This window comes from Candidatus Sphingomonas phytovorans (assembly GCA_029202385.1).
GTDB lineage: Bacteria > Pseudomonadota > Alphaproteobacteria > Sphingomonadales > Sphingomonadaceae > Sphingomonas > Sphingomonas phytovorans.
In genome coordinates this window covers 1,358,732-1,378,005 of the sequence record CP119314.1, presented here as the reverse complement: position 1 = coordinate 1,378,005, position 19,274 = coordinate 1,358,732, and the positions used below count along the sequence as shown (strand labels likewise).

Annotated in this window: 18 protein-coding genes; 11 read left to right on the top strand and 7 right to left on the bottom strand. The window is 64.1% G+C overall.

Annotation, left to right across the window (positions count from 1 at the left end):
- The first annotated feature begins 20 nt into the window (after nt 1-20).
- The 3 genes from P0Y59_06260 to P0Y59_06250 are packed head-to-tail and all read left to right on the top strand — an operon-like array spanning nt 21 to nt 2,793.
- On the top strand, nt 21-1,190 hold the full coding sequence (locus tag P0Y59_06260; GenBank protein ID WEK01286.1) for a D-alanyl-D-alanine carboxypeptidase: 1,170 nt from the start codon (nt 21-23) through the stop codon (nt 1,188-1,190).
- Nucleotides 1,187-1,816, top strand: a complete 630-nt coding sequence (gene tmk / locus P0Y59_06255) for a dTMP kinase (GenBank protein ID WEK01285.1) — start codon at nt 1,187-1,189, stop codon at nt 1,814-1,816. Before P0Y59_06260 ends, tmk begins: the two co-directional genes overlap by 4 nt.
- Entirely contained in the window at nt 1,813-2,793 is a 981-nt protein-coding gene (locus P0Y59_06250; protein WEK01284.1) for an AAA family ATPase, read from the top strand. The genes tmk and P0Y59_06250 overlap by 4 nt, the downstream gene beginning before the upstream one ends.
- Before the next feature lie 331 nt (nt 2,794-3,124).
- Here P0Y59_06250 and P0Y59_06245 read toward each other — a convergent pair whose 3' ends face one another.
- Entirely contained in the window at nt 3,125-3,289 is a 165-nt protein-coding gene (locus tag P0Y59_06245) for a hypothetical protein (protein WEK01283.1), read from the bottom strand.
- A 114-nt stretch (nt 3,290-3,403) separates the two neighbouring features.
- Entirely contained in the window at nt 3,404-3,625 is a 222-nt protein-coding gene (locus P0Y59_06240) for a glutathione-dependent formaldehyde-activating, GFA (protein WEK01282.1), read from the bottom strand.
- 267 nt (nt 3,626-3,892) lie between these two features.
- Between P0Y59_06240 and P0Y59_06235 the strand changes: the two genes are divergently transcribed.
- Together P0Y59_06235 and P0Y59_06230 are read left to right on the top strand one after the other, a co-directional pair.
- The gene (locus tag P0Y59_06235; GenBank protein ID WEK01281.1) at nt 3,893-4,585 is read left to right on the top strand and encodes a response regulator transcription factor; all 693 of its coding nucleotides are present in this window, start codon (nt 3,893-3,895) and stop codon (nt 4,583-4,585) included.
- Between the two features lies 1 nt (nt 4,586).
- Nucleotides 4,587-5,921: an ATP-binding protein gene (locus P0Y59_06230; protein ID WEK01280.1), complete on the top strand. Its 1,335-nt coding sequence runs from the start codon at nt 4,587-4,589 to the stop codon at nt 5,919-5,921.
- A gap of 110 nt (nt 5,922-6,031) precedes the next feature.
- Here the strand turns inward: P0Y59_06230 and P0Y59_06225 are convergent, their stop codons facing one another.
- Nucleotides 6,032-8,479 (bottom strand): TonB-dependent receptor, encoded by a 2,448-nt coding sequence (locus P0Y59_06225; GenBank protein WEK01279.1) that lies wholly within the window; start codon nt 8,477-8,479, stop codon nt 6,032-6,034.
- Nucleotides 8,480-8,855: 376 nt separating this feature from the next.
- On the opposite strand from P0Y59_06225, the gene metG reads away from it, so the two are divergent.
- The 6 genes from metG (at nt 8,856) to P0Y59_06195 (ending at nt 13,736) form a co-directional block, all read left to right on the top strand.
- Nucleotides 8,856-10,403, top strand: a complete 1,548-nt coding sequence (gene metG, locus P0Y59_06220; protein WEK01278.1) for a methionine--tRNA ligase — start codon at nt 8,856-8,858, stop codon at nt 10,401-10,403.
- Nucleotides 10,403-11,179 carry a TatD family hydrolase gene (locus tag P0Y59_06215; GenBank protein WEK01277.1) on the top strand — a complete coding sequence of 259 codons (777 nt, stop codon included), beginning with the start codon at nt 10,403-10,405 and terminating at the stop codon, nt 11,177-11,179. Before metG ends, P0Y59_06215 begins: the two co-directional genes overlap by 1 nt.
- Nucleotides 11,180-11,189: 10 nt before the next feature.
- Entirely contained in the window at nt 11,190-11,954 is a 765-nt protein-coding gene (locus P0Y59_06210; protein ID WEK01276.1) for an MBL fold metallo-hydrolase, read from the top strand.
- Nucleotides 11,951-12,157: a hypothetical protein gene (locus tag P0Y59_06205; GenBank protein WEK01275.1), complete on the top strand. Its 207-nt coding sequence runs from the start codon at nt 11,951-11,953 to the stop codon at nt 12,155-12,157. Before P0Y59_06210 ends, P0Y59_06205 begins: the two co-directional genes overlap by 4 nt.
- Before the next feature lie 108 nt (nt 12,158-12,265).
- Nucleotides 12,266-13,024, top strand: a complete 759-nt coding sequence (gene mazG / locus P0Y59_06200; protein ID WEK01274.1) for a nucleoside triphosphate pyrophosphohydrolase — start codon at nt 12,266-12,268, stop codon at nt 13,022-13,024.
- A gap of 85 nt (nt 13,025-13,109) precedes the next feature.
- Nucleotides 13,110-13,736 (top strand): hypothetical protein, encoded by a 627-nt coding sequence (locus tag P0Y59_06195; protein WEK01273.1) that lies wholly within the window; start codon nt 13,110-13,112, stop codon nt 13,734-13,736.
- Nucleotides 13,737-13,763: 27 nt separating this feature from the next.
- Here the strand turns inward: P0Y59_06195 and hflX are convergent, their stop codons facing one another.
- Genes hflX through P0Y59_06175 form a run of 4 tightly spaced genes read right to left on the bottom strand, consistent with a single transcriptional unit; the run spans nt 13,764 to nt 19,254 of the window.
- Nucleotides 13,764-15,056 (bottom strand): GTPase HflX, encoded by a 1,293-nt coding sequence (hflX, locus tag P0Y59_06190; GenBank protein WEK01272.1) that lies wholly within the window; start codon nt 15,054-15,056, stop codon nt 13,764-13,766.
- Nucleotides 15,053-15,634, bottom strand: coding sequence for an RNA chaperone Hfq (gene hfq, locus P0Y59_06185; protein WEK01271.1), 582 nt, complete (start codon nt 15,632-15,634; stop codon nt 15,053-15,055). Before hfq ends, hflX begins: the two co-directional genes overlap by 4 nt.
- Nucleotides 15,635-15,660: 26 nt before the next feature.
- Complete coding sequence (locus P0Y59_06180; protein ID WEK01270.1) at nt 15,661-17,034, bottom strand: sigma-54 dependent transcriptional regulator; 1,374 nt, start codon at nt 17,032-17,034, stop codon at nt 15,661-15,663.
- 3 nt (nt 17,035-17,037) lie between these two features.
- The gene (locus P0Y59_06175) at nt 17,038-19,254 is read right to left on the bottom strand and encodes an ATP-binding protein (protein ID WEK01269.1); all 2,217 of its coding nucleotides are present in this window, start codon (nt 19,252-19,254) and stop codon (nt 17,038-17,040) included.
- Between the last annotated feature and the right edge of the window lie 20 nt (nt 19,255-19,274).

The following is a 19,274-nucleotide window of genomic DNA, read 5'->3' as shown; positions in this document are numbered from 1 at the left end:
AGCGTCACGGACCTGTTGTCATGAAGAAACTGCTCGCCGCCTCCGCCCTCGCGATCGTGTTGGCCTGCCCCGGCGTCGCCGCCGCGCCCGATTTCCCGACGCCGGCACCCGTCGCGTTCCTGCAGGACCTTTCGACCGGCGCGATCCTGTATTCGAAGGACCCGGATCGCCGCATGCCGCCGGCATCGATGGCCAAGATGATGACCGTCTATGTGGCGTTCGACCTGATCAGGAGCGGCGAACTGAAGCTCGACAAGCAGATCGAGGTCAGCCCCGACACATGGAAGAAATGGCATGGCCCCGCAGCGGGCTCGACCATGTTTCTTTCACCCGGCGAAAAGGTGAGCGTCGAGAATCTGCTGAAGGGTATCGTCACCCTCTCGGGGAATGACGCCTGCGTCGTGCTGGCCGAGGGTATCTCGGGGACCGAGGAAGCCTTTGCCAATCTGATGAACCAGCGGGCGGCGAAGCTCGGCCTGACCAACAGCCATTTCGGCAATTCGAACGGCTGGCCGGACAATGGCGTGACCTATGTCACGGCGCGCGACCTGGCCAAGCTAGCGGCGGCGACGATCCAGGATCATCCGCAACTCTACAAGAAGTTCTACTCCCTCCCGAACTTCACCTGGGGCAAGACCCTGGGCGCGGGCGCGGACATCACCCAGGCCAATCGCGATCCGCTGCTCGGCCGCGTCGCCGGTGCCGACGGGCTCAAGACCGGCCATACCGATGAGGCAGGCTATGGTTTCACCGGCTCTGCCCAGCAGAATGGCCGTCGCCTGGTGATGGTGATGGCCGGCCTGACCAGCTCGAACCAGCGGATCGAGGAATCGGTCAAGTTCATGAACTGGGGTTTCCGTGCCTGGCAGTCCAAGCCGCTCGTGACGAAGGGCCGCAAGGTCGAGACCGCCGAGGTGCAGCTCGGCGATTCGCGCACCGTCGGGCTGGTCGCGCCGACCAACCTGACCGCGACGCTGCCCGCAGGCGTCTCGCCCGATATCCAGCTGCGCGTGGTCTATGACGGCCCGATCAAGGCGCCGATCAAGGCCGGCCAGCATATCGCCGACCTGGTGGTGACGACGCCCGACATGCAGCCGCAGCGATTGCCGCTGGTCGCGGAGACCGATGTCGGCGAGGCGGGCTTCTTCGGCCGGGCCTGGGCGGGCCTCAAGAGCCTGTTCGGCGGGTGACGACCGGGCGCTTCATCTCGCTCGAGGGCGGGGAAGGGGCCGGCAAATCGACTCAGGCGAAGCGGCTGGCCGAGGCGCTGGGCGCACGCGGCATCGAGACGCTGGTGACTCGCGAGCCTGGCGGCAGCGAGGGCGCGGAGGCGATCCGCGCTCTGCTGATGCAAGGCGACGTCAAGCGCTGGAGCCCCCACAGCGAGGCGCTGTTGTTCGCGGCGGCGCGCGCCGACCATGTCGAGAAGCTGATCCGCCCGGCTGTCGGCGCCGGCACCTGGGTGATCTGCGACCGCTTCATCGACAGCTCGCGCGCCTATCAGGGCGTTGCGGGCGGGATCGATGATGCCGCCGTGCTGGCGCTCCACGCGTTCGGATCGCGCGGCCTTTTGCCCGATCGTACTTTCGTGCTCGAAGTGCCGCCCGAACAGGGCCGCGCCCGCGCCGAGGTGCGTGACGGCGTTGGGGCGGATCGCTTCGCGGCTCGGGGTGATGCCTTCCATGCCGACGTCGCCGCCGCGTTCCGGCGATTCGCGGAGCATGAGCCCGAACGGGTACGGCTGATCGACGCGTCGGGCACGCCCGAGACGGTGACCGAAGCGCTGCTCGCCGATCTCGGCGACCTGCTGCCATGACGTTGCCGGTCGGCAATGAAGCGGCGCACGCTGCCTTCGCGGCAGCGATGGCGAGCGGGGCGTTGCACCATGCCTGGCTGTTCGCCGGGCCCGAGGGTGTCGGCAAGGCGAGCTTCGCCCGGGCGGCGGCGCTTCGGCTTCTGGCCGAAGGCGCTTCGCCAGGCACGCTGCCACCAGGCTTCGACGTGCCGGAGGGCGACCGGACCCGATCGCTGGTCGCCGCGGGATCGCATCCCGATTATCGCGAACTGGCGCGCCAGCCCAAGGACGCCGACAAGCCGGGGCAGGATCTCGCGCGGAGCATCACGATCGCGCAGGTCAGATCGCTCCAGCCGATGTTCGCGACCACGCCGTCAATGTCGTCGCGGCGCATGGTGCTGATCGACGCGATCGACGATCTGGAGCGGGGCGGGGCGAACGCCCTGCTCAAGAACCTGGAAGAACCGCCCGCCGGCACGATCTTCCTGCTGATCAGCCATGCCCCGGGTCGGTTGCTGCCGACGATCCGGTCGCGATGCCGGCTGCTGCGCTTCGACCCGCTCGACGAAGTGGCGATGGCCGGCGTGCTCCGCCGCACGCTGCCCGAATGCGACGAGGCTGAGATCGCCGCACTGGTCAAGGCGGGACAGGGCGCGCCGGGCCGGGCGCTCGGCTTTGCCGGACTTGATCTGGCCAAGCTCGATGACGCCATGGCTGCGATCGCGCGCGATGGCGATCCCGGCAACGCGCGGCGCAGCAGGCTGGCCAAGATGCTCGCGCCCAAGGCGGCCCAGCCGCGCTACGAGGCATTTCTCGATCGCGCGCCCGCGTTCATTGCCTCAGTAGCGCCGTCCCGACGGGGACGGCGATTGCAGACGGCGCTCGACAGCTATGACGCGGCGCGGGCACTGGCCGCGACCGCCCGGGGATTGTCGCTGGATTCGCAGGCGACGGTCTATGAAATGGCCGGGCTGGTGGCGAAGCTCGCCGAGGCATAGACCCGGGATTCCCTTCAACAGCGGCGCGTTTTCGCCTGTTGGGCCATTCAATTTTTTCTTCCGCTGTTATGGTGGATTTTCTGGCCAAAATCCCGGTGCCTTTTCAATCGGTTGGGGAGTGTTTTCCCTGTTATGGCATAACAGCGGAAAAACCGATGCGAACAGGACGGAAATACCGCCATTCGAGTGTGATCACGGTCGAACCGGATCGTCCAATATCATCGTCATGTGAAAGAGCGGGACAGGAGCCGACCGGCCCTGTCCTGCGCCACGCTGCCGGTATCGGCGGCAATGTTGAATCATTCTCCCCGGCGTAGCGGGCGACACCGGATCAGAAGCGCCGGTGATTTCGTCCGTCGATCATGTCGCAGGTGCCGCGGAAACCGTAATTATAGGAGCCCTGCACGGTTATCCGCCCGCTGCGGCAATCGATCGTGATGCGTGGCTTGTTCAGGCCGTTCAGGCGATAGGTTGCCGTGATGATGTCCGGCCGCACCGAGACATCGTAAAGGTCCCACCAGCCGTCATTGCGGCGCGAGTTGATCGGCGGGATCAGCTTCTTCGGTAACCGGCTGGCGGCAAGGAGGGAAAGCGCATGCCAGCGACTGACCTAATCCGCGTTGTCGACCTTCCTCACCTCGACGATCTCTTCGTCGAATGTGTCGAGCAAACGGGCGTTGATGCCCATTTTCCCGAAATCTTCTCCAAGGGTCTGCCAGTGAGTACCGCAGCCGCAGATTGGGCAGTGGTGAATGCCGATCATTCGATCGCCCCAGATATAGGCGGTCGTCTCGCCTGAAATCTTCACCTGTTCCGGCGGGAAGTACGCCACGCGCCATGCCAGTCGACGACAGAGGGAGCAATTACAGTCCGCCACCCATTCCGGCTGGCTCGGCACCTCTATCCGCACGTTACCGCAGTGACAGCTTCCATGAACGCCCATCACGACCCTCTACCGCGATTTTGAAATGTCCGCCATTGGCGCGAGCGGACACGCCAATGTATCCGCGCCGCATGGCGGTTCCCGTCACCGAGGTTGAGAAAGACCGCGCAAAGGATAAGGGAGACATTCCCGATTTCCCATTGAGGGCCGACAGAGATGCGACTTCTGGTCGTGGAGGATGATCCGCGCGCGGCGAAACAGCTTGTCGCCGACCTTGAAGAGCTGGGCCATGAAGCGGTCGTGGCGGCTGACGGCCGTGCGGCGCTGGCCATTGCCACGGACGGCAGGTTCGAGGCGGTGCTGCTCGATATCATGCTGCCCTATGTCGACGGGGTGGGGGTCGCCAAGCTGCTGCGCGACCGCGATATCGATGTGCCGATCATCATGCTCACCGCGCTTGCCGATCTGGAACAGCGGCTGATCGGTCTGGACGCCGGGGCCGACGATTATCTGGTCAAGCCGGCGGCACCGGCCGAGATCGACGCCCGGCTGCGGGCGATCGTCCGGCGGGCGGCCAGAACGAGCGATTCCGGTATCATGCGGGTCGGCGATATCGAGGTGAACGAGGTCAAGTACCGCGCCACGCGGGCCGGTCGCGTGCTCGTCCTGCCGAAGCTGGAATTCCAGGTGCTGTGCGAGCTTGTGCGGAACGCCAACAGCATCGTCACCCGGCAGATGTTCTATCAGAATGTCTGGAAATATGATTTCGAGCCGACGACGAACATCATCGAATCCTATATCCGCCACCTCAGGCTCCATCTGAACCAGCCGGGCGAGCGGGACCCGATCGCCACCATCCGCGGGGTCGGGTACATGATCACCGATCGGACGGACACGGGCGGGGACTGACATGCGGCCGAGATCCCTCCGCGCGATCATGACGGTCTATGTGGTCGTCTTCCTGGTCGCGCTGGTGGCGATCCGTACCGTCAACTACGCCATCGACAGCGCAGCCCTGCTCAAGGAGGTCGACCGTCGCCTGGCGAGCGAGGCAAGCGCGATCAGCGGCGGTGGGATTCCTCAAGGGGAGATGATCGAGCGGATCGCCGCCGCGCAACGCGAGCATGACACCGCCGACCTGTTCTACATGCTGGTTGACCGGGAAGGGCGGCGAATCGGCGGCAATTTGCGCCTGAAACGCCTGCCGCCGATCGGCTATTCCAATTTCGGCGAGGACGCCCAGGTCGAGGGCGTGATGCATGGCCGCGCGCTGGCCCGAACGGCTACCGGTGGCGCCACTCTGGTGGTCGTCTCCGACAACGACGTCGTCGAAAGCTTCGACAGCCTCTTGTTCCGCGTCCAACTGTTCGGGCTCGGCATTACGACCCTGATGCTGATCGGTGGCGCCGTCGGTATCATGACGGTGATCGGCGGACGGATGCGGGCCATGCAACGCACCGTCGATGCGGTGATGGACGGTGACCTGAAAAGCCGGATCCCGCTGGACGGGACTCGCAGCGAATTCGACCAGCAGGCAGCTGCCTTCAACAAGATGCTCGACCGGATCGACGATCTCATGGCGAACATCAAGCACGCTGCCAGGGACGTCACCCATGAGCTCAAAAGCCCGTTGGCCCGGCTGCGTGCCCGCACCGCCGCCATTGCGCGGCGTTCCGAGGGGGAGCCGATCGGCGCCGACATTGCCGATATCCTGGCGCAGACCGACCAGATCATCGACCTGTTCGGGAGCCTGTTGCGGTTGTGGGAGATAGAGGGCGGCCACCGGCGCGAGCGTTTTGCCGATGTGGATCTGGGCGACCTCGCGCGTGAGACCGGAGAGTCGCTGAGACTGGTCGCCGAGGAAGAAGGGCGTCCGCTGCACCTCGATATCACCGACAGCCTGCCGGTACGGGGGGATCCGAACCTGTTGCGCCAGATGCTCGTCAACCTGATCGAGAACGCCATCCGGCATACGCCGCGGGGCACCCGGATCATGGTGAGCACGGAGCGTCGCAGAAATTCGGTCGCGGTGATCGTCGCGGATAATGGGCCGGGCATTCCGGCGGCCGAGCATGACACGGTGATCCGGCGCTTCGGGCGGCTCGAGGCGGAGGGCAAGCCGGCGGGGCAGGGACTGGGCCTGACCCTGGTCGATGCGATCGCGCGACTGCATGACGGCACGCTCATCCTGGAGGATGCGGCGCCCGGCCTGCGCGCCGTGGTCGTGTTGCCACCTCAGCGCTGAACAAAAGAAAGGCCCGGGTGGCGTGAGCCACCCGGGCCGGGTCGGTAGATCGTCAGTCCAGGCTTTCGCCTGACCGTTCCGGGCACCACAGGGATGCCCGACACGATGGTTCAGAAATTGACGCTCACTTCGCCGCCGAAGGTCCGCGGCGTGTTGAAGTTGGCATAGCTGCCCAGCACCGCGTCGTTGGCGCCCGAGCGGCGATAGATGTGCTGCTCGTTGAACAGGTTGCGCGTCCAGACCGAGAAGGTCGCCTTGTTGGCGTCGCCGATCTGAACGCCAGCCAGCGCGAGGCGGCCGTTGACGATGAAGCTTGAGTCGGTCTTCACGTTTTCGGCCTGGAAGCTGTAGTTCGGGTCAGCGTAGTTGGCATCCAGGTGCAGGCGAAGCTTCGCATCGCTGCCACCGACCGGCACTTCGTAATCGATATAGCCGGACGCCGCGTTGCGCGGGGTATAGACCACGAACACCTGGGTCAGCACGCCGAACGTCGGCCCCGGGTTGGGGTTCGGCGTCAGCGGCACGTTGGTGTAGGTATAGGCATAGGACGCACCGAGCGTCAGATGCTCGATCGGCCGCGCGGTAACGTCAACCTCGACGCCCCGGATCTTGGAGATACCCGGCGCATTGGCCGTGTTCTCGGTATGCAGGTTGAAGTTCGGGTTAGGCGTCGTGGTGCCGGGCAGGAACTGGTTGGTGTCGACATTGTCGAAGTCGATCTGAGTTCCCGACCGATCCATGATGTATCCGGCGAGGTTGATGCGAACCTTGCGATTGAACAGGTCCATCTTCGCGCCGATCTCGTAGGCCTTCACCGATTCCGGACCGAAAGCGGAGAAATTCGACGAGCGGTCGTTCGCGCCACCGGCACGGAAGCCAGTCGAATATTTGGCGTAGAGATTGACGTCCGGCGTCGCGTCAAACGCCAGTGTGACCATCGGGTCGAACCGGCCCCGGTCATAATGGAGCTGATAGTTCGTCGGCACGCCCGACACCATGTAGAGGACGCCGTCGCGCTTGTCCTTGGTGTAGCGGCCGCCGACCGTCAGATGCAGGGCATCGGCGAAGTCAGGCGTGTAGGTTGCCTGGCCATAGGCCGCGTAGCTGCGGGTGCGGTTGACACTGGCACGCTGCAGGAAGCGCGAGTTATAGTCCCAGCCCTGATTGTTGGAGTTGATCGGTCCGAACACCTGGGAGGGAAGGATCGTATAGGCGGTGCCGTTTGCGTTCCACTGGATCGAAGACGGGGTCGCTGCCGATTCCCGGGCCTCTTCGTTGAAATAGTACAGTCCTGCCACGTAATCGACCTGGGCGAAGCTGCCGACCGCCTGGAATTCCTGGCTGAACTGGTTCTGATAGAGGTCCGAGAGGCTGTAGCGGCTGGTCTTGCCGTTCGGCACGAACTGAACCCGCTCCGGACCGCCCGAGTTATCCCACTGGTTGGTGGAAACCTTGCGCCACGCGGTGATCGAGCGAAGCTCAAGTGCTGGCGAGACCTTGTAGGAGAGCTTGGCGCTTTCTCCGCTGGTCCTGTCGACGCTGTATTGCTGCGGCACGCCGACATCGGCGACGTCCTGACGATCCGGGTGGATGCCGACCAGGGGCGACAACGGTGCGATGCAGGCCGGGGTGCAGGTGCCGCCGGGGGGCGGCCCAAGCGTGGTGCCGGTGTACACGCCAACGGTGCGGCCAAGCGGGTTATAGTTGATCAGCTGGCTGAAGAAAGGCGTGTTCTCGTCCTTGGCCTTGTCGAACGAGAAGTCGGCGGTGAAGCCGTCAAAGGGCTGCCAGCGCGCGGCGATGCGGCCACCGACACGATTATAGGCATTCCAGCCGATCTGGCCCGCGAGCGGATCCTTGACCGTCGGATCCTGGTGCTGGATCACGCCGTCCAGCTTGACCGCGAAATTGTGGAATGCGGGGAGGTCGAGATGGACCTGCCCGTCATATTGCCCGTAATTGCCGATACCGCCCGAGACGCGGCCGCCGAATTCGCCGGTCGGGGCCTTGGTGACGATGCTCAGTGCGCCGCCTTCGGTGTTGCGACCGAACAGCGTTCCCTGCGGGCCGCGAAGCACTTCGACGCGCTCGACATCGAACAGGGCGGCGTTGAGGCCCTGCTGGCGGCCGAGATAGATACCGTCGATATAGACGCCGACGCCCTGGTCGCGGGCCGTCTGGTTGGCGTCGAACGGTACGATGCCGCGGATGCCGACGGTCAGCGCCGACTGGCGCGCCTCGAAGGTCGCGATCCGGAGCGAGGGGACGGCACCGTCCGCCAGGTCGATCAGGCTCTGCACGTGCCGGTCGGCGATCACCTCGGGGCTGACCACGGAGATCGCGATCGGCGTCTTCTGGAGGTTGGTCTCGCGCTTCAACGCGGTCACGACGATATCCGCGATCTGTCCGCTATCAGCCGGGGCCGCGTCGGCCGGCTTGGCTTCGTCCGCGACAGGCTGTGCCGGCGGGGCGGTTTCGGCCAGGGCCGGCGACGCCATGGTCGCCAGCAGGGCGCCGCCCAGCAACAGCTGAAGCCGGAAGGCTTTGGGATTGTGCATGTGTAGATTCCCCTTAAGCGAGACATCCCGTCCCGACTTCGTGGCCGCTACACAGTATGAAGGTCAGAAATGTTACAGTGATTGTAATATAAGCAATACAGTCTTGTCATTTTCGCATCATTTTTGTTTAATATGCTGAGATGTAGTTATTAATTAATCAAAGATTCAACGATCTGCTTGCGGGGTCGTCGATATTGTTCATCGTGGTGATGAAAAACGACAGCGCATTTTATATTAAACTGCCGATATTCTGTGAGCGTGATGGCATGACACTTGATGTCTTTCGATCTGGTCTGGAATGCCGGCGCGATCTCCACGACAGAAACGTCGGCGCCGGGTGGTTCTAATCGCGCGGCAACCGCGCTAGGAGGCCGGCATGGGTCAGCCTTATTACATCACCACCGCGATCAGCTATCCGAACGGGCGGCCGCATATCGGCCACGCTTATGAGGCGATCGCGACCGACGCGATCGCGCGCTATCACCGTCAGGCCGGGCGCGACGTGCGGTTCCAGACCGGCACCGATGAACATGGCCTGAAAATGGTCCAGACAGCACGTGACCGTGGTGTCGAGACGCGCGCGCTTGCCGACGAGATGTCGTCCTATTTCAAGGAAATGGACGATCGCCTGAACATTTCCTACGATCGGTTCATCCGCACCGTCGAACCGGCGCACCATGCCGCGAGCGCTGCGATCTGGCAGGCGATGGAAGCTGCCGGCGACCTGTACATGGACAAATATGAGGGCTGGTATTCAGTCCGCGACGAAGCGTTCTACGACGAGAAAGAACTGGTCGCCGACGAGAAGGGCGGGGAAGGGGCCAAGCTTTCCCCGCAGGGCACGCCGGTGGAATGGACGGTCGAGGAGACGTGGTTCTTCCGGCTGTCGAAATATCAACAACCGCTGCTCGACCTGTACGAGTCCCATCCCGAGTTCATCCGGCCGGAGGCCCGGCGCAACGAGGTGATGCGCTTCGTCGAGGGTGGGCTTTCCGATCTGTCGGTGTCGCGGACCAGCTTCGACTGGGGCGTGAAGGTGCCGGGCAGCCCCGGGCATGTCATGTATGTCTGGGTCGACGCGCTGACCAATTACCTGACCGGGGCGGGCTATCCGGACAATGCGGCCGACCTGGCGCGCTACTGGCCGGCGGACCTGCATGTGATCGGCAAGGATATCGTGCGTTTTCACGCCGTTTACTGGCCGGCTTTCCTGATGTCGGCGAAGCTGGCGCTGCCGAAACAGGTGTTCGGGCACGGCTTTCTGCTCAACCGCGGCGAGAAGATGTCGAAATCGGTCGGCAACGTCACCGACCCGATGGAACTGGTCGACCGCTTCGGTGTCGACGCGCTGCGCTATTTCCTGTTGCGGGAGGTGAGCTTCGGCCAGGATGGCAGCTATTCGGAAGAGGCGATCGTCACGCGGTGCAATGCCGATCTGGCGAATAATTTCGGTAACCTGGCGCAGCGGTGCCTGTCGATCATCGCCAAGAATTGCGACGGCGTGGTGCCTGAATCGGGCCCACGGACTGATCCGGACAACGCGCTGATGGCCAGTATCGAGGCTGCCGAGGCCGGGCTGCACGCTGCAATGAAGGATCTGGCGCTTCACAATGCACTCGAAGCGGTCTGGGCGGCGGCGCGCGATACGAATCAGTATTTCGCCGACGCAGCACCCTGGAGCGTGCGCAAGACCGATCCCGCCCGGGCCGACGCGATCCTGCACCTGACGATCGAGGCGATCCGGCGGATCGCGATCATGGCGCGCTGGGCGATCCCGGATGGCGCTGACCGGTTGCTTGATCTGCTTGGCCAGGAGACCGGCGCGCGAAACTTCGATTCACTGGGCGTGCCAGTGGTGGCGGGCACGGTGCTGCCGGCGCCGAGCGGGGTGTTCCCGCGGCTGGAGCTGACGGAGGCCGCCTGATGTTCGCCGACAGTCATTGCCACCTGAACTACAAGGGGCTGCACGAGCAGCAGCCCGAGATACTGGCCCGCGCCAGGGCCCGGGGCGTGTCCGCCATGCTCAATATCTCCACGCGCGAGAGCGAGTGGGATGCGGTGATCGGCACGGCCGAGCGCGAGCCGGACGTGTGGGCGACCGTTGGCATCCATCCGCATGAGGCCGACCAGCATCCCGATGTGGGCACGGCGCGGCTGGTGGAGCGCGCGGCGCATCCGCGAGTCGTCGGGATCGGCGAGAGCGGGCTCGACTATTATTACGATCACAGCGACCGCGAGCGGCAGCGGGCGAGTTTCCGCGCGCATATCGCGGCGGCGCGCGAGACCGGCCTGCCGATCGTCGTGCATACGCGTGACGCCGAGGACGATACCGCCGAGATCCTGCGCGAGGAAATGGGGAAGGGCGCCTATCCCGGCGTGATCCATTGCTTCACGGCGAGCGGAGCTTTTGCCGATATCGCGCTGGAACTGGGCCTTTATATCTCCATTTCAGGCATCGTGACGTTCAAGAATGCCAAGGACCTGCAGGAAACCGCCGCGCGGTTGCCGATCGAGCGGCTGCTGATCGAAACCGATGCGCCTTTCCTTGCGCCAGTGCCGCATCGCGGGAAAACCGGCGAACCAGCGTTCGTGGCCGATACTGCCGAGTTCCTGGCCAAGCTGCGCGGCGAGGATGTGTCGGTGCTGGCGGAAAAGACGGCCGAGAACTTTCACGCATTGTTTGCCAAGACGACCGCGTGAGAGTGAAGGCGTGAAAGTCCGGATCCTCGGATCTGGCACATCCTCGGGCGTGCCGCGCATCGGCAATGACTGGGGCGATTGCGATCCGGCCGAGCCGCGCAACCGTCGGCTGCGGGCCTCGATCCTGGTCGAGACCGGGACGACCCGGGTCCTGGTCGATACGAGCCCCGACATGCGCGAGCAGCTGCTGGCGGCCGATGTCGCGACGGTCGACGCGGTGATCTGGACTCACGACCATGCCGATCATTGCCACGGCATCGACGATCTGCGGCAGGTCTATCATGCGATGGGCCATCCGGTGCGCGGCATGGCTCGGCCGGCGACGCGGGACGCGCTGGTCGAGCGCTTCGCTTATGCGTTTCTCGGGCGTGACGGCTATCCATCGACCGTGGCGATGGAGACGCTGCCCGACGCGATCACCATCGGCGACGTCGCGATCCGTGCCGTCGACCAGCCGCACGGCAATATCCTGTCTGCCGGGTTGCGGTTCGACACGCCGGCCGGATCGATCGGATATGCCACGGATTTCAATATCCTGACTGATGATATGCGCGCGCTGTATCAGGACCTGGACGTATGGATCGTCGATGCGTTGCGCTATCGGCCGCATCCGACTCATCCCGATGTGCCGACCGTGCTTGGCTGGATCGAGGAGCTGCGGCCGCGTCGGACCGCTTTCATCCATATGGACCAGTCGATGGACTATGCCACGCTGCGCGCTGCGCTTCCGGCTGGCGTCGAACCCGGTTATGACGGGATGGAGGTGACGCCGTGACCGACCAGCCGTTCAACATCGTCTTCTATCTGCTGCTGCTGATCCTGCCGTTGTCGGCGCTGCTGGCGCGCCGCTTGCCGATCAAGGACGTGTTCAAGATGGCGCTGGCCTGGGTCGCGATCTTCGGTGTCGCGTTCATCCTCGTGGTGTTGTGGCAGCAGGCGACCGGCACCGGCGCCGCAATCGGCAGCCTGTTCGGTTGATAAAGACCGTGGTGACACCGCGAGGGGATTTCCTGTGATCATATCTGAATTTAACATAATGTATATTATCGAACTGGCGGATGTGGCCAAGGCGGGGTACCCCTGCCTGTGAACAACCCTTCCAATATCGAGCGCCTCGTCACGATCATGGAGCGGTTGCGCGATCCCGATCATGGATGTGACTGGGACGTCGTGCAGGATTTCTCGACGATCGCGCCTTATACCATCGAGGAAGCCTATGAGGTGGCCGACGCGATCGCCCGCGGCGACATGGCCGATCTCAAGGACGAGCTTGGCGACCTGCTCCTCCAGGTCGTGTTCCACAGCCGCATGGCCGAGGAAGCCGGCCTGTTCGCGCTGCCTGACGTCGTGGCCTCGATCAGCGACAAGATGGAACGCCGGCACCCGCATGTGTTCGGCGACAGCGATGGCGGCCATGAGCAGCATTGGGAAAGGCTGAAGGCAGCCGAGCGCGAGGCAAAGGGCGATGCCGGCGCGCTCGATGGAGTCGCGATCGGCCTGCCAGCACTACTTCGCGCCGAGAAGTTGCAGAAGCGTGCGGCGCGGACGGGGTTCGACTGGCCCGATCCCTCGGGTGCCCGTGCCAAGATCGACGAGGAGATCGCCGAGATCGGGGCTGCCTCTCCCGCCGAGCGCGAGGAAGAGATTGGCGACCTGCTGTTCGCGGTGGTGAACTGGTCGCGGCACCTCGGCGTCGATCCCGAGGCGGCGTTGCGCGTGGCGAATGCGAAGTTCGAGCGGCGGTTCAAGGCAATGGAGGCCGAGGCCGGCGAAGCGTTCGCGGGGCTTGATCTGGAGGCGAAGGAAGCACTTTGGGTATCGGCCAAGCGCGCCGAGAATAGTTGAAATTGCTCTCAGCTTACGCTTTACAGGCGAACAAAATGGGAACAGCATGGCGACCGGAAGAACCCGACCAAGGGGTAAGAGAGGCGTGAAGGTCGCTACCAATCCGATCAGACCATTTTTCTCTCTTTGCGCGCTCGTTTTGGCTTTGACTTTGACGAGCCAATCGAACGCCAGGGAGGGCTGCGGCCTCTATCCCGAAGAGACTTATGAGTATTTTTGGAGCATGGGCTTTTCCGCCTGCCCCCTGAAACGTCTGGGACAGCGGCCCCTTTGGCGGAATTTCGCCGGAAAAGACAAGAAGGTCATGCGCTTCGTCTTTACCGAAGGACATGGCCACTTCTTTCGATACGTTCTGATCAGAGAAAAATTCGACGGAACGGGGAAGATAGAGACGGGTGGAGTCGACTACCACCGCGACAGTACGGACCCTATTCCAATCCGCCGGTCCCCCCTCTCCGCTCAGCAGCTAACAAAGCTCAACGCGCTGGCTACCCAAGCCAAGATCTGGGAATTTCCGATTGAGCACTGGGACAGCAAAGATGACGTATTCGTCGATTGCCAACTTCTTGAAATGGAAATGGCCGCAGACAAGGACTATCGCTACTCGCAGGTGACCATAGGCTGCAATCAGCCCGAGCAATTGATGCCATTCGTGGACGAGGTCGCCCGCTTGGGCGGTTTGACGAATACCAACTGGCAGATTTTCCAATGACCGCCCGTCGCAACGCGCCGCAACGGATCAATCGTTGCGCTGATTGAACCGCTCGTAATCGCGCTCGGCCATGCGGACTTCATAGACCGCTTCGTCGCCGTCGATCTCCTGCCCGATCACTTCGCCATGCGCGTGCAGCCACGCGGCGCCTGCGCCGTCCGATACGGGAAGCTGGATGCGGTAGCGGCGATGGCCCTGGGTGAGCAACGCTGCTACGGTGTCGATCAGGGTGTCGACGCCTTCCCCCGTCATCGCCGACAGCGCGACGACGTCGGTGCGGCGGGCCGCCTCTCCCATCATTTCCTCGCGCGCATCGTCTTCGAGCAGGTCGAGTTTGTTCCAGGCCTCGATCCGCGGCGTGGTGATGGCGACGCCAATCTCCGTCAGCACCGCCTCGACATCGGCCTTTTGCGCGGCACTGTCGGGATGGGCGATGTCGCGGACATGGATCAGCAGGTCGGCTGAGATGACCTCTTCAAGGGTCGCCTTGAAGGCAGCGACGAGCTGGGTCGGCAATTCGGAGACGAAACCCACCGTGTCCGACAGGATCGCCTTGTCGATGCCGGGCAAGGATATCTGGCGCAGAGTCGGGTCGAGCGTGGCGAAGAGCAAATCTTCCGCCATGACGTCAGCACCGGTCAACCGATTGAAAAGAGTTGATTTCCCGGCGTTGGTGTAACCGACTAGCGCGATCACCGGCCAGGGCGCGCGCTGGCGCCGGTCGCGGTGAAGGCCACGGGTGCGGGTGACCTGGTCGAGCTCCTTGCGCAACCGCGCCATGCGGTCGCGGATCAGGCGGCGATCGGCCTCGATCTGGGTTTCGCCCGGGCCGCCGAGAAAGCCGAAACCGCCGCGCTGGCGCTCGAGGTGAGTCCAGCTCCGCACGAGGCGGCCGGCCTGGTAATCGAGATGGGCGAGTTCCACCTGCAGCCGCCCCTCGGCAGTCGCCGCGCGTTCGCCGAAGATCTCGAGGATCAGGCCGGTGCGATCGATTACCTTGGCTTCAAGCGCCTTTTCGAGATTGCGCTGCTGGATCGGTGTCAGCGGCGCGTCGAACACGACGAGCCCCGCCTCTTCCATCCGCACCGTCGCGGCGAGTTGCTCGACCTGGCCGCTGCCGATCAGCGTCGCCGGCTTGGCTTGGCGGACGCGGAAAGCGATCTTTTCGGCCACGACAACGCCGATCGCCTCGGCAAGACCGGCAGTCTCGTCGAGGCGCGCAGCCGCATCGCGCGAGGAGACGCCATGTTCGGGATAGACCACGATGGCCCGCGCACCCCGCGCGAACTCATCGCGATCACGTTCGAAACCTGTGGTCAATCGTCTTCCGAACCTGCTGTTTCGTCAGCCAGATTCAGCGGATGCGCCGGCTGAATGGTCGACACCGCGTGCTTGTAGACGAGCTGCGACATGCCGTCGCGCTGGAGCAGCATGCAGAACAGGTCGAACGCCGCGATCTGGCCCTGGAGCATGACGCCGTTGACTAGGAACATGGTGACGTTGTCGTCCGACTTGCGCACCGCGTTCAGGAAGATCTCCTGGAGCAGGGGCGCCTTTTTCTGCGCTTCGCCGACCGCATTGACGATCGCGGCGACATCGACCGTGGCCGATGGCATGATCGTCGAGATGGCGTGCTTGTAGATGAGTTGCGACTGGCCGTCGCGGCGGAGCAGCACCGAGAAATTGTCGAACCAGGTCACGATGCCCTGGAGTTTGACGCCCTTGACGAGGAACATCGTCACCGGCGTTTTCGAACGCCGGAGCGCGTTGAGGAAGAGGTCTTGCAGCGACGTCTGCTTGTCGGCCATCGGTCGATCCTTTGTTCTTGGCGGGTGATTTCCCGCGATGCGCCGGGTTCCCGGCGTCGGATGCGCGCTCGCTGAGCGCGGTACCACCATTTAGGAGCGATCGACCGTTTCGTCCACTATTCGTCGCGCGTTTCAGTGATTCCCAGCAGCTTCAATTTGCGATGCAGCGCTGAACGCTCCATGCCGATGAAGCTTGCCGTGCGCGAAATATTGCCCGAGAAACGACGGATCTGGATGCGCAGATATTCGCGCTCGAAGGTCTCGCGCGCCTCGCGCAACGGCGATCCCATGATCGCGTTGGTGCTGCCGCCCATCTCGCCCGGATCGCCTAGCACCTCGGCCGGCAGGAGATCGAGGTCGATTCGGCCGATCCGGTCACCCGGTGCCATGATGACCGTGCGCTCGACCACGTTGCGCAACTGGCGGACATTGCCCGGCCATTCATAGCTTTGCAGCGCGACCATCGCATCGGGCGCGATCTCCGGCGTCGGGACGCGGCGTTCGGAGGCGTAGTGCGCGATGAAATGGCCGACCAGCGCCGGAATATCCTCGCGTCGCTCGGCCAGGCCGGGAATCAGCACGGGGACGACGTTGAGGCGGTAATAGAGGTCCTCGCGGAAACGCCCTTCGGCGATCTCTAGCGTCAGGTCGCGCGCGGTGGCGGAAACGACGCGGACATCGACCTTCACGACTCGCTGGCCGCCGACCCGGGTGAAGCTCTGATCGGTCAGCACGCGCAGGATTCGCGCCTGGGTCGCGATCGGCATGTCGGCGATCTCGTCGAGGAACAGGGTGCCGCCATGCGCCTGTTCGAGCAGGCCGGAGCGCACGAGCTGCCCCCCCTCCTCCACCCCGAACAATTCCTCGTCGACCCGCTCGGGCGTCATCCGCGCCGCGCTGACGATGACGAAGGGTGCGCCGGCCCGCTGGCTCCAGCCGTGGAGCAGCCGCGCGGCGACTTCCTTGCCGACTCCGGCGGCGCCCATCACCAGCACCCGGCTGCCGGTCGAGGCGACACGCTTCAGCGTCGCGCGGACACCGTTGATCGCGGTGGAATTGCCGGTCAGATCGTTGTTGGCGCCGACCGAGGCGCGCAGCGATGCCACCTCGCGCCGGAGCCGCTCCGTCTCGGTCGCACGGGCGACCATCAGCAACAGGCGTTCCGCCTCGAACGGCTTTTCGATGAAATCGGCGGCGCCGCGCCGGATCGCCGCCACCGCGGTGTCGAGATTGCCATGACCCGAGATGACCAGCACCGGAATCGACGGGTCGCGGCGCTTCATCTCATCGAGCAGCTCAAGTCCGTCGAGCCGCGATCCCTGTAGCCACACGTCGAGCAGCACCAGTGAGGGGCGGCGGGCGGAGATCGCCTCAAGCGCGGCATCGCTGTCCGCCGCACCGCGCGTCTCATAGCCTTCGTCTTCAAGCACGCCCGCGACGAGTTCGCGGATGTCGTGCTCGTCGTCGACGATGAGGATGTCGAGTGCCATGGTTCAGGTCCGATTTCGCGTGAGTTCAGGTGTGCGACGGTCTTCCCCCTCCGTCGTGTCGCGGCCGCCGGTGTCCATTGCCGCGAGCGATGCGGTATCGAACACCATCGTCACCACCGTCCCGCCCCCCTCGCGGTCAGTGAAGGCGATCGTTCCGCAATGTTCCTCGACGATCTTCTTCACGATCGCGAGGCCAAGGCCGGTGCCGCGGGCGCGGGTCGTCACATAGGGTTCGACCAGCCGCTCTCGTGCCACGGGGAGGCCGACTCCGTCGTCGGCGACGGTGACGGCGAGCGACGCGCCCTGCTGCGTAAGCGTCATGGTGACCGCGCCTTCGCTCCCCTCTCCGCGCGCCTCGATCGCCTCCACGGCATTCTTGACGATGTTGGTCAGCGCCTGGCCGATCTGGCGGCGATCGCACACCAGCATCGGGGCGGGATCGTCGTGGACGAGATCGAAGTGGATCGAAGGATGCGCGACCTCGTGAAGGAACAGGGTTTGCCGCGCGATATCGACCAGCGATTCCTCATGGAAGGTCGGCTTCGGCATACGGGCGAAGGACGAGAATTCGTCGACCATCCGCCGCAGATCGCCGACCTGGCGGACGATCGTCTCGGTCAGGCGGGTAAAAGTGCCGTCGTCATTGGGAAGCTGCTTGTTATAGCGTCGCTGCAGCCGCTCGGCGGCGAGCTGGATCGGGGTCAGCGGATTCTTGATCTCGTGCGCGATGCGGCGCGCGACATCGGCCCAGGCAGCCCGGCGCTGGTCGAGCAACTGCCCGGTGATGTCGTCGAACGTCAGGATCGGCCCTTCATCGGCACGCGCGATCTTCACGGCAAGAGTCCGGGGCTCTCCGTCGACATCGACCTCGACGATCGCCTCGCGCGTCTCGCCGCGGATCACCGCGTCGAGCTCGGGCGAAATGTCAGCGAGCGGCTTGCCGACAAGATCCTCGTCGCCGGTATGGAGCAGCATCGCCGCCGACCGGTTGATCAGCCGGATCGTGCCGTCCCCGGCGATCGAGATGACGCCAGCGGTAACCCCCGACATCACCGCCTCGATCAGAGCGCGGCGGCTTTCGAGCGCACCGGTCTGTTCCTGCAGCCGGCGGGTCATCTGGTTGAACGCAGTGCCGAGCGTGCCGACCTCGTCATCGGTCTTCGGTGTCGGCACGCGTGCGGTGAGATCGCCGGTGGCAACCCGATGCGCGGCCGCGACCAGTTCGCCCACGGGCCGGACGAGCCGGTCGGCGACCTCGAGCGCGATCCACACCGCGATCCCGACGATCAGCAGGGAAATGAACAACAATGCAGCGTTGAATTTGAGCTGCAACGAGCGTGAGCGCGTCTGCAAGGTCCTGTAATCGCTCAGGATGGTCTCACCACGCTTCAACTGGGTCGCAAGCTGCGGGTCGAAGATGCGGGCGGCATAGAGATAGGTGTTGTTGCCATAGGCAAGCTTCACGACGGCAGCCGCGCGATCCTTGTTCTGCACGATGACGCTCGGCGAACCGCGATTGATCCCGGTGATCATCGGGGCGGTGATGACCCGGTCGAGCGCCCGGTCATAGGGGTTCACCAGTGCGAGTGCCTGCATCTGCCCGTCCGGCATGACACGCGTGATCACTGCCTCTGACAGGTTCCGGCGAAATACCTGGAAGCCGAACCCCTTGGAAAACTCGTCGCTGTCGATCGAATAGGATTTCAGATAGTCGGCGAGATCCCCGCTCATCGTCAGCGTTTCCTCACTGACACGGTGGAGTTCAGCCTTGTAATTCTCCTGCGCCAGCGACGTCGCATTCTCCAGCATGCCCCGGGCACGGTCGGAGAACCAGAATTCGACGCCGTACTGGAACAGGAGCGAGGCGAAAATCACCAGGAGCAAGGTCGGCACCGCCGCGATCACCGAAAAGAGCGCGACGAGCCGGACATGCAGCCGCCCGCGTCCACCCATGGGCGACCTAGCGGCGCGGCGCATGGCGATCCGCCGGCCCAGCAGAACGAGCAACGCCACGCCCGGCACCAGATTCGAGACGAGGAGCAGCGCCACGAGAAGCGGCGTGAGCAGCGTCGGGGAATTCGCGCCGCTGACGATGATGAAATAGCTGCCAGTGGCGATCGCGACGGCAACGGCCAGAACGAGCAACTCGACGAACGGGGTCACGCTGAAGCGTAAACTCAGCGCTTTGGTTCTTTTCGCGGGAGCCGTCTCGGCCGTCATCGTGTCTTCAATACAACGTT